This window comes from Microbulbifer taiwanensis (assembly GCF_014904815.1).
Lineage (GTDB): Bacteria > Pseudomonadota > Gammaproteobacteria > Pseudomonadales > Cellvibrionaceae > Microbulbifer > Microbulbifer taiwanensis.
In genome coordinates this window covers 100,649-114,214 of sequence record NZ_JACZFR010000001.1, presented here as the reverse complement: position 1 = coordinate 114,214, position 13,566 = coordinate 100,649, and the positions used below count along the sequence as shown (strand labels likewise).

Below are 13,566 nucleotides of genomic sequence, written 5' to 3'. Positions count from 1 at the left end.
CGGCAAACTCCGGGGTGATTCACGATAGGCTTTTTATTTGGCGGGCGTCCAGATCTTGTGCTACTGCAATAGCAGGTCATCAATGCCGGTGTATCCCTACCGGCATTGATTTCACTTGGACGGGGTAGGCTTACCCTGCGGTCTCCGGGAGGGATGAGATATCCACATGGTATTTCTTGGGATTCTCTTTCTCAATCAATACGGTCACTTCTTCATCGACAATGCGATCCGTCGGGTCAAACCAGATATTGTCACTGTTGAAGACATGTATCTCTGCGCTCTGAGGGCATTGCCACTCCGCGCTGATCTTGTAGGGGTTTCTGCCATTGACGGTAAACGCCCTGTCGATATAGACACTCTTGATTTTGGCCTTAACCGGCATGCCATATTTCCTCAAGGACTCGGCTTTCCTGTTTTTGAGTCTTCCGAAGACGATGATTGAAAAGCCCACGAGGAAAAACAAAATGCCCAATCCACCGAGAATGGTGGGAAGGCCCCACAGCGAAAAGAAGCCATTGATTCTGGCACTCTCGGGTGCGGACGCTTGATAGAAGACCTCAACTTTTTCGCCTTCATCATAGCTTGGTGGATTACTGCTGGACGAAGACATGAATTCAACCAGCCTACCCGTTTTGTCCTGAAACTGGATGACGGGCGCATAGGTGACCGAATTGCTTGAGCGTGATGGAACCAGGGCAACGACCGTTCCATCTGTGGTGATGGCCGTCTTCAGAAAGTCCCGGGTATTGGAATAGAGGAGGAATGTCCCGATCAGCATGGCGAGGCCGATTGCCGTGAAAGTGTATTTTAAGACCGAAACTGTTTTCATCATTTCCCCTTTTAACGCTAAATCCACCCGCAAGGGTGCCCACACCGAACACCAGGCCGATAAAAGTAGCGGCTCTTGCGGTCTTCCAATTCCTGGAAGCGGCGCAGTCTAGCAGATACCCGGCACTGGTGAGTCAGAGGCGTTGTCCCATCACGGCCTTTCCGCAAGCTCTTCGGGGGTGTCAATTCAACAGGTCCAGGCTTTCAGCTGTGCAATTTTTATACATTTCTCTCGACACACCGCCCCCGGGCTTTTATAGTGCGCGGCCCGCCGTGCGCCTGCGCGCTGGCGGACCGCTTTAATACCGCCCACCTGCAAGCCCCGGGAATAGACTCTTGATCACCACCGCCAATATCACCATGCAGTTCGGTGCCCAGCCGCTGTTTGAGAACATCTCCGCCAAGTTCGGCAACGGCAACCGCTACGGCCTGATCGGGGCCAATGGCTGCGGCAAGTCCACCTTTATGAAGATCCTCAGCGGCGCGCTGGCGCCGAGCGCGGGCAATGTGTCCATGGAGCCGGGCTGCACCCTGGGTATCCTGAGCCAGGACCAGTTCGCGTTCGAGGAGTACAGTGTCGTGGACGCGGTGATCATGGGCGATACGCGCCTGTGGGCGATCAAGCAGGAGCGCGACCGCATCTACGCGCAGGCGGAGATGAGCGAGGAGGATGGCATGCGCGTGGCGGAGCTGGAGGTGCAGTTCGCGGAGCTGGACGGCTACAGCGCCGAGAGCCGCGCCGGCGAGATTCTGCTGGAGGCGGGGATCGAGGAATCCCTGCACTTCGGCCTGATGAAACAGGTGGCGCCGGGCTGGAAGCTGCGGGTGCTGCTGGCGCAGGCGCTGTTTGCGGACCCGGACATACTGCTGCTGGACGAGCCCACCAACAACCTGGATATCCACACCATCCACTGGCTGGCGGAGGTGCTGAACCAGCGCCGCAGCACCATGATCATCATTTCCCACGACCGCCACTTCCTCAACCAGGTGTGCACCCATATGGCGGATATCGATTACGGCGAGCTGCGCATCTTCCCCGGCAACTACGACGATTTCGTCGCCGCCTCGACGCTGATCCAGGATCAGCTGCACGCGGAGAACGCCAAGAAGACGGCGGAGCTGGAAGAGCTGCAGTCGTTCGTCAACCGCTTCTCCGCCAACGCCTCCAAGGCCAAGCAGGCCAGTTCGCGGGCCAAGAAGATGGAGAAGATCAAGCTGGCGGAGATCAAGCCGTCCAGCCGGGTGCGGCCCTATATCACCTTCCAGCAGTGCAAGAAGCTGCACCGGCAGGCGCTCACACTGGAGGACCTGGCCCACGGCTTCGACGGCGAGCCGCTGTTTGCCGGCGGCGAGATGATTCTGGAAGCCGGCGCGCGCCTGGCGGTGATCGGCGAGAACGGCGTGGGCAAGACCACCCTGCTGCGCTGCCTGGTGGATCAGCTGCAGGCCGACAGCGGTGTGGTGAAATGGTCGGAGAATGCCGCCATCGGCTACTGCCCCCAGGACGCCAGTGCGGATTTCGACAACGACCTCACCATCTTCGAGTGGATGTCCCAGTGGCGCCAGCCCAAGCACGACGACCTGGCCGTGCGCGGCATGCTCGGCCGCCTGCTGTTTACCGCCGACGACGCCAACAAGAAGGCGCGGGTGTGTTCCGGTGGCGAGAAGAACCGCCTGCTGTTCGGCAAGCTGATGATGATGGACACCAATGTGCTGATCATGGACGAGCCCACCAACCACCTGGATATGGAATCCATCGAGGCGCTGAACAAGGCCCTGGCCCAGTACGAAGGCACCCTGATCTTCGTCAGCCACGACCGCCAGTTTGTGTCCTCACTGGCCACCCGGGTACTGGAGATCAAGGACCGCCAGCTGATCGATTTCCAGGGTACTTACGACGAATACCTGGCAGACAAGGCCAGGGCGGAAGCCCGCGCGGCCTGATCCGAGTGGACTAAGTTAAGGATTTCTGCAGCCAGTTTGTAGGTACTTGTGCTGTGGGAGCCTGCCCTGCAGGCGATTGGGATGGTGCTATCGGCAGTGTCGGTTTCGCCTGCAGGGCAGGCTCCCACAGGGGCTTTTCCCTTAACTTAGTGCCATTGCGGCCTGATCCGCGCACAGGCTGGGGGCAAGGGTGCGATTTGCCGCTATTGTTGCTGGCAGTAGAGACTCAGGTTGTCGCAGTAGCGACCGCTGCAACTGATACCGGCCACATAGCTGCCCCTGCTGCACTGGCCCAGCCCCTGCTCCTCGGAGAAGGAAGCGCTCCAACTGCCGGGGGCGGCGCTGTGATTGCGCAGCAGTAGCTTCAGGTTGTCGCAGTAGCGGCCGCTGCATTGGGCCCCCACCACCACGGCAGCGTCGCTGGCCCAGCTGTTGGGCGACTCCTCCGAGATCCAGTGCCCGGCCTCCCAGCGCTGGCCCTGCGGCATTGCGCCGGGCAGGTTGCAGCATTTCAGGCGCTTGTTGTCGCAGTAGCTGCCGGAACACTGAATACCCACCACCACGCGATCGTTCGCGCAGTAGGCGCCGGCACTGCCCTCCTCGGAAAACCAGCTGGAATACTCACAGTCTTCGCCGTCAAAAAACTCCGGATAGCTGGCGGGCTTGAAGCGGTTCAGGTTGCCGATAAAGTTGCTGTCTTTCAGCGGAATGGTCCCGGAGCCATAGTCAAAGGCGTTCAGCAGCGCGCGCATCTCGGCATTGGTCTTGCTGTCGCCGTAAATCCGGTACCAGCTGGTGATCGGCGGCGTGACGAAATCGGCATAGGGGTTTTCCGCGGCCTCCGTCGAGCTGGCAAAGCGCATGGCGTGGGTCGAGGCGCCGTCCTTGTGATAGACCACGCGGATATGGGTACCTGTGTGGGGAATGTCGGCCAGTGCACGGGTTTCCATATCCCCGTGGGCGCTGACGCTGCCGTGGGTGATGGCGCCGTCTTTCGTCCACACCGCCGCCTGTTCCCAGTCGTGCCGGTGGCCGAACGGGTCCCAGCCGGCGATCACCTGGTCCTTCTCGAAGTAGAGCGCGTAAAAGTGGCCGCAGTATTCCGAGCCGTCCTTGTTGGTGCACTGCGAGCGGTGCAATGTGTTGGAGTAATTCAGGAAGTCCGCCGTGCGGCAGTCTCCGCCCAGGCTGCCGGTGGTATCCAGGCCCGCGTTCTGTTCGCCGTCGCGACTGATACCGGCGGCGGGGAAGCAGCCGTCGCCGTCGAAGTCGAAAATGGGCGCTATCTCGAGCACCCGATTGTTATCCACCGCCTGGTCGAGATGGTAGAAATCGCTCGCCTGTGCCTGGCAGGTGAAAAGCGTCGCGGCCGCGAGGATTGCCGTCAGCCGGCCCGCCAGCTGGATGAGGGGTTTTAGCAGCATGATTGTTCCCGTGATTTATCGTTATTACTGTTTTCTGAAAAACCAGCGCGGAAGAAAATCCGACGCGATGCTTTTCGGAGCCACGCAGATCGTCGAATCCGCTTTTACCACAGGGCCACATTAAACGATGTTTGTGACGGTCACGCTCGCTGTTTAATTATTTTTTCGGCTTAATCAAACAGCTTTGTTTAAGCGGCTATTGCGGAAATTGATCAATCGAGAGTGATTGTTGCGCCACGCTTTTACCGCCGAGCTTTAAACCTGAGCGAGTGGCAACCGGGGCTAGTGGCAGCCGCGACGAACTCTGCGGTGCGAACTGCGGTGACAGATTTGACCTAGAGTTATCATAGAAAGCCGCGACAGAGCGTCGGGATAGAAAGCGACTATAGATCCACGGACGGGTGTGCCCGTACAATCCCGCCACACCAATGATCATGTCGGCCAGGCGCCGACCAGCCAGGCAGACCAGATGTCCGATTCCCAACCCAACAACCCACTCCACGGTATTACCCTGGCCACCATTGTCGAAGAGCTGGAGGCCCACTACGGCTGGGACGGGCTGGCGGAACGCATCGATATCAACTGCTTCAAGAGCAATCCGTCCGTGAAGTCCAGCCTCAAGTTTCTGCGCAAGACGCCCTGGGCGCGCAGCAAGGTGGAGGCGCTGTATATAGCGACTTTTAAACAGCAAAATCCCTGGGGCCAACGCTGATCCGATTTGATGGGCCGGGTGAACGCCGATGAAAGATGATGTGAAAGTCAGGATAGAGTCGCTCTGCCGGCGCTATCTGCAGGCGATGGAAAGCGGTGATCTCGCGGCACTGCTGGCGCTCTTTACCGAAGACGCCAGCGCCACATCACCGATTTCCGGTGCACAGCCGGCGCGGGATTTCTATCGCCATGTTATGGATATCACCAGCGACAGGTCCATGGCGCTGAAGACCATTTTTATCGGCGCATCCGATCCCCGTCACGCGGCTATCCATATGAGTTACACCCGTAGCGTACTGGGCAAGCCGCCCTCCACCATCGAAGGCGTGGATGTATTTTCCCTCAACGGGGACTGCAGCCGATTCACGAGCGTCACCATCATTTACGATACGGCGCCGGTGCGCTCTGAGTTTGATAGCGGGTGCTAAGCACCGGCCTCCTGGAATTGCAGCTCCGCCAGCCGCTTGTACAGCGGTGAGATTTCAACAAGTTCCGCGTGCCTGCCTTGCGCCACCAGCCGCCCCTGGTCCAGTACTGCAATGCTGTCCGCATGCAGAATCGTCGCCAGCCGGTGGGCGATGATGATGGTGGTGCGACCTTTCATCAGTGTCTGCAGCGCCTGCTGCACGTGGTATTCGCTCTCCGCATCCAGGGCACTGGTGGCCTCGTCCAGCAGCAGTATTTTCGGATCCTTGAGAATGGCGCGGGCGATGGCGAGGCGCTGTTTCTGCCCGCCGGAGAGGCGCGTGCCCTGTTCGCCCAGGTGGCTGTCGTAACCGTCCGGCAGCTGCTGGATAAAGTCGTGGGCGTGGGCGGCCCTGGCCGCGGCGATGACTTCCTCGTCGCTCGCATCGGGCTTGCCGTAGCGGATGTTGTACCAGACATCGGCGGTAAACAGCGCCGGTTGCTGCGGCACCACGGCCATCTGCCGGCGCAGGGTTCCGGTATCCATCGTGCGGATATCGACACCGTCGAGGGTGATACGCCCGCGCAGGGGGTCGTAAAACCGCTGCAGCAGTTCCAGCAGTGTGGATTTGCCTGCGCCCGAGGGGCCGACCAGGGCCAGGCTCCTGCCGGCTTCTACGATCAGGTCCAGGTCGCGTATTGCGGGGTGATCGGGCCGCGACGGGTAGCTGAATGCCACCACCTCGAAGGCGACCTGGCCCGCCGCTGCGCTTGCGGGCACGGCCGATCCGGTGGCGCCGCTGCCGACCGGAATCTCCGACTCAACCCGCAACAGGTCCATCAGCCGCTCGGTGGCACCGGTGGCGCGCTGCAGCTCACCGTAGACTTCGGAAATGGTCGCCACGGCGGAGCCCATCATGATGGCGTAGAACACGAAGGCGGCCAGGTCGCCGCTGCTCATGCGCCCGGCGATCATGTCGTTGCCGCCCACCCACAGCAGGGCGCCCACGGCCGCAAACATCAGCAGTATCACCACCGCGATCAGCAGCGCACGCTGGCGCACGCGGCGCCTGGCTACGTTAAACGCGATTTCCACCTCGCGGGCGAAGGCCCGCTTCTCGTCGCTCTCGCGGGTATAGCTCTGTACGGTCTTGATATGCTGGATAATCTCACCGGCATAGCTGCCCACATCGGCAATCGAATCCTGGCTGGCCTTGGACAGTTTCCTGACCCGGCGGCCGTAGAGCAGGATCGGCAGCAGCACCAGCGGCACACCCACCAGTACTATCAGGCTCAGTTTGAGATTGGTGAACAGCAGCAGTATCAGCGCGCCAACAAACATCAGCGCACTGCGCAGCGCCATGGAGAAAGAAGAGCCGATAATATTCTGCAGCAGGGTGGTATCGGTGGTGAGGCGGGACATGATCTCGCCGCTGCGATTGGTCTCGAAATAACTCGGGTGCAGGGTCACGATATGATCGAACACCGCCTTGCGCAGATCCGCCACCACGCGCTCCCCGAGCCAGGACACCAGATAGAAGCGCACATAGGTACCCAGCGCCATCAATCCCGCCAGTGCCAGCAGCACCAGCACAGCCTGGGCCAGGGCTCGGCTGGAGTCACCGGTCAGGCCCTCGTCTACCAGCAGCCGCACACCCTGGCCGATGGAGAGGGTGATGGCGGCGGTAAACACCAGGGCCACGGCAGCGCCGACCAGTACTGTGCGGTAGGGGCGCACAAACTGCCACAGCGCCGCCATCATTTCGCGCGCACTCAAACCGGGGGCATTACTGGCTGGGCGATCCGCCACTGGTGCACTGGCGCTGGCCTGGGTGGTTTCTGGCATGAATTTCTACTGACAGTGAGAGAGGGTCAGTCAGTATATGGGCTAGAGATGCGGATTTCGCGCTCACCTACTGCACTAGGCCGAATTCGTGGCAGTCGCCCCTGTTAAAGAAACGTGGGGAAATCTCCGTATTTTTTCTGCCACGATCGCTCGATCGGGGACTGCACCAGAAAAACCTGATACAAAAACCACCCAAAATATCGTTCTCAGAAAACAATAGCCTCCACCTATCATCATTATTTTATTTTCCAATCGCGCAGTATTGCCCCCCGCTATTAAATCGATAATCACACCTTATTTCCTTCAGATTGCGCAGCTTTATAGGATCTCCAAACCTGATCGACGAAAGCAATCAATAAGGAAAAACCATGCTCAAGAAAAGCCTGCCCCTGGCAGCGGCACTCGCCGTTGCCATCGCCGGCCACGCCAGTGCCGGCGATGTGCCCATGTCCAACCAGGACTGGTGGCCCAATAAACTCGACCTGCAGCCCCTGCGCCTGCACGCGGAAAAATCCAACCCGATGGGCGAGGATTTTGACTACGCGGAAGCCTTCCAGAGTCTCAGCCTGGATGCGGTAAAGAAAGACATAGAGCAGGTCCTGACCACCTCCCAGGACTGGTGGCCGGCGGACTACGGTCACTACGGTCCCTTCTTTATCCGCATGGCCTGGCACAGCGCCGGCACCTACCGCGTGTATGACGGTCGCGGCGGCGCCGGTGGCGGTCAGCAGCGTTTTGAACCGCTCAACAGCTGGCCCGACAACGTCAACCTGGACAAGGCGCGCCGCCTGCTGTGGCCGGTAAAACAGAAGTACGGCAACCGGATTTCCTGGGCCGACCTGATGGTACTGGCCGGCAATGTATCGCTGGAATCCATGGGCTTCGAGACCTTCGGTTTCGCCGGCGGCCGCGAAGACGAGTGGGAAGCGGACGTGGTTTACTGGGGCTCGGAGCGCGAGTGGCTGGGCAACGACAAGCGCTTCAAGGGCGACAAGCTGGAGAAACCGCTGGCCGCCGACCACATGGGCCTGATCTATGTGAACCCGGAGGGCCCCAACGGCAATCCGGATCCGAAACTGGCCGCCGAGCGTATTCGCGATACTTTCGGTCGCATGGCCATGAACGATGAAGAGACGGTGGCGCTGATCGCTGGCGGCCACACCTTCGGCAAGGCCCACGGTGCCCACAAGGGCGACTGCGTGGCAGCGGACCCCAGCGGTGCGCCAGTGGAACAGCAGGGTCTCGGCTGGAAGAACAAATGCGGCAAGGGCAATGCGGAAGACACGGTGACCAGCGGTTTGGAAGGCGCCTGGTCGGTCAACCCCATCGCCTGGAGTTCACAGTTCCTGGATAACCTGTTCGGCTTCGAGTGGAAGAAAACCAAGAGCCCGGCGGGCCACACCCAGTGGGAGCCGGAGAACGCCGAGCAGGCGAAGTTTGTGCCGGATGCCCATATCCCCAACAAGCGCCACGCGCCGATGATGTTCACCACCGACCTGTCCCTGCGCTTCGACCCGGAGTACCGCAGAATCTCCGAGCGCTTCCAGAAGAATCCGGCGGAGTTCCAGCGCGCCTTTGCCAAGGCTTGGTTCAAACTCACCCACCGCGACCTGGGCCCGCGCGCGCGCTACCTGGGCAGCGAGGTGCCGGAGGAAGTGCTGATCTGGCAGGATCCGATCCCCGCGGTGAATTACACCCTGATCGATGCGCGCGATATCGAGGCACTGAAAGCGAAGCTGCTCGACAGCGGCCTGACGGTGCCGGAACTGATCCGCACCGCCTGGGCTTCCGCCTCCAGCTTCCGCGGCACCGATATGCGCGGCGGCGCCAACGGCGCGCGCCTGCGCCTGGCACCACAGAACCAGTGGGCCGTGAACGACCCGACGGAGCTGAACAAGGTACTCAATCGCCTGGAGCGCATTCAGAAGGACTTCAACCGCAAGGCCTCCGGCAACAAGCAGGTTTCCCTGGCTGACCTGATCGTGCTCGGCGGCGCCGCGGCAATCGAACATGCGGCCAAACAGGCCGGCCACGATATCCGGGTACCTTTCAAACCGGGCCGCAACGACGCCACCCAGGCGCAGACGGATACCCAATCCTTCGCATTCCTGGAGCGCAAGGCGGATGGCTTCCGCAACTACTACAGCAGCGAGGCACACTATACGCCGGTGGATATGCTGATCGACCGCGCCAACCTGCTGACGCTGAGTGTTCCGGAAATGACCGTTCTGGTCGGCGGCATGCGCGCCCTGGGCGCCAACCACGACGATGTCAAACACGGCGTATTCACCGATCGCCCGGGCACACTGAGCAACGATTTCTTCGTGAACCTGCTCGACATGTCCACGCGCTGGTCGAAGTCGGCGAAGGAAAGCGGCCTCTACAGCGGCTACGACCGCGAGACCGGTAAGCAGAAATGGACCGCCACCCCGGTGGACCTGATCTTCGGTTCCAACTCCGAACTGCGCGCGGTGGCGGAAGTCTATGCCAGCGAAGGCAACGAGAAGAAGTTTGTGCAGGACTTTGTCGATGCCTGGACCAAGGTGATGACCCTGGATCGCTTCGATCTGGAAAAATCCTGATACAGGAAAAACCTGCAACAGGTTTTACTACGCGGTAAAAAGAGGGGGTGGCCAAGGGCCACCCCCTCTTTTTCCAACTAAGTTATGCAGCGGAATTGAAGGCAGGATGCAACCGGATTCGGCGAATGCGGAGCACGGCTATTAAAAGCGCTTAGCGAAACATCAGCTCCGGATTCACCATCGACTTCATCTCCAGCACATTGCCGTTGGGATCCTTGATAAAGAAGGTTTCCTGCTCATACTCGTCGCCGACAAAGCGGCGGTAGGGCTTGTCCAGATACTCCAGGCCAGCGGCTTCGATGCGCCCCTTCAATGCCTGGAATTCGTCGTCGGGCAGGTGAATTCCGAAGTGCGGCACAGCCACCGCGCCCATATCGACTTCGTGACGTACATTGGGCAGCTGCTCCTCGCTCTGGTGCAGGGTCAGTTCATTGCCCCAGAAGTCGATATCGACCCAGCGCCCCTCCTCACTGTTACCCGTCCTACAGCCCAGCACTTCGCAGTAAAAGATTTTGGCCTTTTCCAGATCCCCGGCGGGGATCGCAAGATGTAGACAATTAGACTTCATGCCGCCTCCAGCAATTCTTAATTCTTGAAATAATCAAGGGCATATTGAGCGCTTGACGCAATACTCATCCTCAATGATGGTGCAGTAACAATAAGAATTTACCAAAGCCCGACCATTACCCCAACTGTTCTTTCACGCGGGAAGTTCGTAGCAAAGGAGCACAGCCAAAGTGCTCAGATCAGGCTTTCTCAACGCAGAGCTGGGCGCTTTGGCGACGCGAACTGTCACTCAACTTTCCGCATGGCCCGCTAGGGGTGCCAGTCCCGCAATTGCTGTGTCCGGCGCGCCGTCGCCTCGGCGAGACACAGGGAGTAGAGCATCGGCAGGATGGATCCCCCCGCCGCCTCGGCCTCGACCTGCGCGCGGCAATCGGGGTCGCGGGATTTCAGCCAGGCCCGCTGCTGTTCGCGCAGGCGCTTCTGCTGCTCCGCCGGCAGTGACTGCATGGTGGTTTTGTACACCTTGTTCAGTTCCGCGTCGCGGCTCTGGTAGTAACGCTGCGCACACTGATTGAGTTCCAGCTGCGTTTGCTCGTCCGGTCGGCAACCCTCCTGCCAACTACTTCCCCGGTCATCCGCCAGGGCGGAAGCTGACACAGCCAGCGCTATCAACAGCAGTCGCTTCATAAGTTTCCCCTGCCGCCCAACGGGCGGTATCCGGTGTTGCCATCGCCAGGCGAATCGCGGGAGTACCCCATATCGCTGGCGCACATGGCGGATTTTAGGGTAGCGGCCTGCCGCCCGGCAGCGCTGGAACAGCCTTTCTATCCGAGCATCTTTCGCAGCGACGCCTCGATCTGGCCGCCGCAATAGCCATTGCCGAGCGCCGCCCTCTGCTCCGCGAGAAAGCGCTGGATGGCCGGTCGCGCCTCGACTCGCCGGCAGAGACTGGCGATGCAGGGCGCATTTTCCTGAAGATCGCTCTCCAGTGCCGGGAATGCATGGATCATTGTGCCGAAGAGTGCGGCCGTGGCGATATCGGCCACGGAGATGGTAGAGCCGAGCAGGAAGCCCCTGTCGCCGTTGAGGCCGTGCTCCAGCCCGGTTTTCTCAAAGATCGCCATCCAGTCCGGCAGCCGGGAATAGCGGAACTCTTCCCAGTTGCTTTTCTCCCACATCACCATGCCGTTGTAGTTGGTGATTTCCATCAACACATCGTTGCAATCCAGAATCACCTTCAGGGCCAGCGTATGGGGTTCGGCTCTTTTGGGCAGGTAATCGTACTCCCTGCCCAGGTGCATCAGGATGGCCGGCATCTGCGCGAAATAGGTCTTGCTCTTGCACTCATAGAGATAGGGCGGCGCCATGCCGGGGTTCCTGATACTCAGGCTGCGTCCCGGGTAGATATCGGTGGCATCGCACCGCTTGTAGCCGGCCCCGACCTCTTCCAGGAATAGCTGGATGAAGTTACCCCGGAAAGGCAGGTCCCAGTAATAGAGTTTGTACTCCAACATAGGCTCCCTCGGGAAATAGGGCAGTGATTCGGCGCTAAGCGCTCGCGGAATTGACTATCTAGCAGGTTAGCAGAAGACCGCAGTAGCAGTGGGCGGAGCTGCAGAGCCGGCGTATCCGGTCAGACTCAACGGGGATCTACTTGCGGCGAGCCCTCTTCTGAGCGACTAGAGCGCCGGAACCAGTCCCGTCCCGGTCCCATAGGGCCATGGTGGGCCCCTGATGCCACGCAGCAAATCAAATCGAACAATTTGTGGACAACCCTTCACTTTTCCTATAGAGTCGCCACCAGCTAGAAAGACTGTCTTTTATATACAATCTACATTTCGCTGTATTACTTGTAACACCTCGTCCTGCAGTTTTTAAGTTTCAGTCAGAATTTTCGAGCAACACCCAGCCTTTTGAAGGCGCTTTTATTTTCAAGTTTCAGGATTTATTAACATGTCTAATACAGTGAAAGGAACCGTAAAGTGGTTCGACGAAGCTAAAGGTTTTGGTTTTATTCAGCAGCCGTCCGGCCCCGACGTTTTCGCCCACTTCAGTGCAATCGAGAGCTCGGGCTTCAAGACCCTGGCGGAAGGCCAAACCGTTGAGTTCACCGTGACTCAAGGTAAAAAAGGCCCGCAGGCTGAAAATATCGTAGTTGTGTAACACTTCTACGCTATAGAAAAGCAGGCTTTCAGAGCCTGCTTTTTTTTGCCTGGCATTTCGCCCAGAAGCCGCCATTCAGCGCCGGCTTCTCCCGACCCGCGCGGTCACCCGGTAAAGATTTCCGCTCACACCCGTCCGGTATGCCGCTGCGCGCAAGCCTCCCCGACCTCACGAGCAAATTATCCTCAATGCGATCGGTTATCCGGTAAAAATATTCTAGCCGTCCCGGCAAATGCCCAGTCACCGAAATGAAATAAATTGGAAAACAGGCCGCGATTCCGGTAAATTTCGCGCTCATTTTTTGAACAGGTGGCACTCACGGCATCTGCCGCGGCCCGGTACCAGCGGTTGCCGCCAAGGCGGGACCTCTCTGTTCACCGCCCCACATTCAACGCCGGCCCCGACAGTCGTCATGGCCCGGTCTCCCGGAGAGGGGATTGGTGGGCGGCGCTACTTTTCACTGCCAGTTATTGCTGCCAGATTTGTTTTCTTCCAAGGGTCAGAATCGTGAAAAAGCACTTTATCAGCGCACAGCAGCTACTGACGGATTCCTACGCGCTTGCGGAAAGAGTCTTCCAGAGCGGCTTTCGCCCCAATTACATCGTCGGCGTCTGGCGCGGCGGAGCGCCCGTGGGCATTGCGGTACAGGAGCTGCTGCACGTGATGGGCGTCGATGCGGACCATATCGCCATCCGCACCTCGTCCTATACCGGTATCGGCCAGCGCGACAAGAGTGTGCGCGTGCACGGCCTCACCTACCTGATCAAGCGCCTGGAATCCCACGATAACCTGCTGATCGTCGACGACGTGCACGACTCGGGCCTGAGCATCGACCAGACCATCAAAGACCTGCACAAGGCGTGCAAGAAAAACACCCCGGAAATCCGCGTCGCCACGCCCTACTTCAAACCGGCGAGCAACCAGACAGGGCGCGAGCCGAATTACTACGTCCACAAGTCGGACAAGTGGCTGGTATTCCCGCACGAGATCGACGGCCTGTCGCGGGAGGAAATCCTGGAGCACAAGCCGGAGCTGACTCCATACCTGGACCGAATCGCCACGGCGAACTGATCGCCCAATCCATCGGGGACGACTCACAGTTGTCCCCGAGCTGTACACCGCTACCACACCCCACTTACTTCCCCCTCATCCCGAC

Annotated in this window: 12 protein-coding genes; 6 read left to right on the top strand and 6 right to left on the bottom strand. The window is 59.5% G+C overall.

Annotation, left to right across the window (positions count from 1 at the left end):
- Nucleotides 1-130 precede the first annotated feature (130 nt).
- Nucleotides 131-829: a DUF3592 domain-containing protein gene (locus IG627_RS00475; RefSeq protein ID WP_193189198.1), complete on the bottom strand. Its 699-nt coding sequence runs from the start codon at nucleotides 827-829 to the stop codon at nucleotides 131-133.
- A 335-nt stretch (nucleotides 830-1,164) separates the two neighbouring features.
- On the opposite strand from IG627_RS00475, the gene IG627_RS00470 reads away from it, so the two are divergent.
- Nucleotides 1,165-2,772 (top strand): ABC-F family ATPase, encoded by a 1,608-nt coding sequence (locus IG627_RS00470; RefSeq protein WP_193189175.1) that lies wholly within the window; start codon nucleotides 1,165-1,167, stop codon nucleotides 2,770-2,772.
- Nucleotides 2,773-2,975: 203 nt separating this feature from the next.
- Here IG627_RS00470 and IG627_RS00465 read toward each other — a convergent pair whose 3' ends face one another.
- Entirely contained in the window at nucleotides 2,976-4,196 is a 1,221-nt protein-coding gene (locus tag IG627_RS00465; RefSeq protein WP_193189174.1) for an NPP1 family protein, read from the bottom strand.
- Between the two features lie 403 nt (nucleotides 4,197-4,599).
- On the opposite strand from IG627_RS00465, the gene IG627_RS00460 reads away from it, so the two are divergent.
- Entirely contained in the window at nucleotides 4,600-4,908 is a 309-nt protein-coding gene (locus tag IG627_RS00460; protein ID WP_455429751.1) for a VF530 family protein, read from the top strand.
- 28 nt (nucleotides 4,909-4,936) lie between these two features.
- The gene (locus IG627_RS00455) at nucleotides 4,937-5,335 is read left to right on the top strand and encodes a nuclear transport factor 2 family protein (protein ID WP_193189173.1); all 399 of its coding nucleotides are present in this window, start codon (nucleotides 4,937-4,939) and stop codon (nucleotides 5,333-5,335) included.
- On the opposite strand, the gene IG627_RS00450 is transcribed toward IG627_RS00455, so the two are convergent.
- Complete coding sequence (locus IG627_RS00450; RefSeq protein WP_226864568.1) at nucleotides 5,332-7,074, bottom strand: ABC transporter transmembrane domain-containing protein; 1,743 nt, start codon at nucleotides 7,072-7,074, stop codon at nucleotides 5,332-5,334. The genes IG627_RS00455 and IG627_RS00450 overlap by 4 nt on opposite strands.
- A gap of 452 nt (nucleotides 7,075-7,526) precedes the next feature.
- On the opposite strand from IG627_RS00450, the gene katG reads away from it, so the two are divergent.
- Nucleotides 7,527-9,740 (top strand): catalase/peroxidase HPI, encoded by a 2,214-nt coding sequence (gene katG, locus IG627_RS00445; RefSeq protein ID WP_193189171.1) that lies wholly within the window; start codon nucleotides 7,527-7,529, stop codon nucleotides 9,738-9,740.
- 151 nt (nucleotides 9,741-9,891) lie between these two features.
- Here the strand turns inward: katG and IG627_RS00440 are convergent, their stop codons facing one another.
- The 3 genes from IG627_RS00440 to IG627_RS00430 all read right to left on the bottom strand — a co-directional run bounded on the left by IG627_RS00440 (nucleotide 9,892) and on the right by IG627_RS00430 (nucleotide 11,761).
- Nucleotides 9,892-10,308 carry a VOC family protein gene (locus IG627_RS00440; protein WP_193189170.1) on the bottom strand — a complete coding sequence of 139 codons (417 nt, stop codon included), beginning with the start codon at nucleotides 10,306-10,308 and terminating at the stop codon, nucleotides 9,892-9,894.
- A 248-nt stretch (nucleotides 10,309-10,556) separates the two neighbouring features.
- Nucleotides 10,557-10,934, bottom strand: a complete 378-nt coding sequence (locus IG627_RS00435) for a lysozyme inhibitor LprI family protein (protein WP_193189169.1) — start codon at nucleotides 10,932-10,934, stop codon at nucleotides 10,557-10,559.
- Nucleotides 10,935-11,071: 137 nt separating this feature from the next.
- On the bottom strand, nucleotides 11,072-11,761 hold the full coding sequence (locus tag IG627_RS00430; RefSeq protein WP_193189168.1) for a glutathione S-transferase: 690 nt from the start codon (nucleotides 11,759-11,761) through the stop codon (nucleotides 11,072-11,074).
- Between the two features lie 439 nt (nucleotides 11,762-12,200).
- On the opposite strand from IG627_RS00430, the gene IG627_RS00425 reads away from it, so the two are divergent.
- Both IG627_RS00425 and IG627_RS00420 read left to right on the top strand, forming a co-directional pair.
- A complete protein-coding gene (locus IG627_RS00425) occupies nucleotides 12,201-12,410 on the top strand; it encodes a cold-shock protein (RefSeq protein WP_193189167.1) in 210 nt (69 codons plus the stop codon).
- Between the two features lie 507 nt (nucleotides 12,411-12,917).
- A complete protein-coding gene (locus IG627_RS00420) occupies nucleotides 12,918-13,481 on the top strand; it encodes a phosphoribosyltransferase (protein WP_193189166.1) in 564 nt (187 codons plus the stop codon).
- The last annotated feature ends 85 nt before the right edge of the window (nucleotides 13,482-13,566 follow it).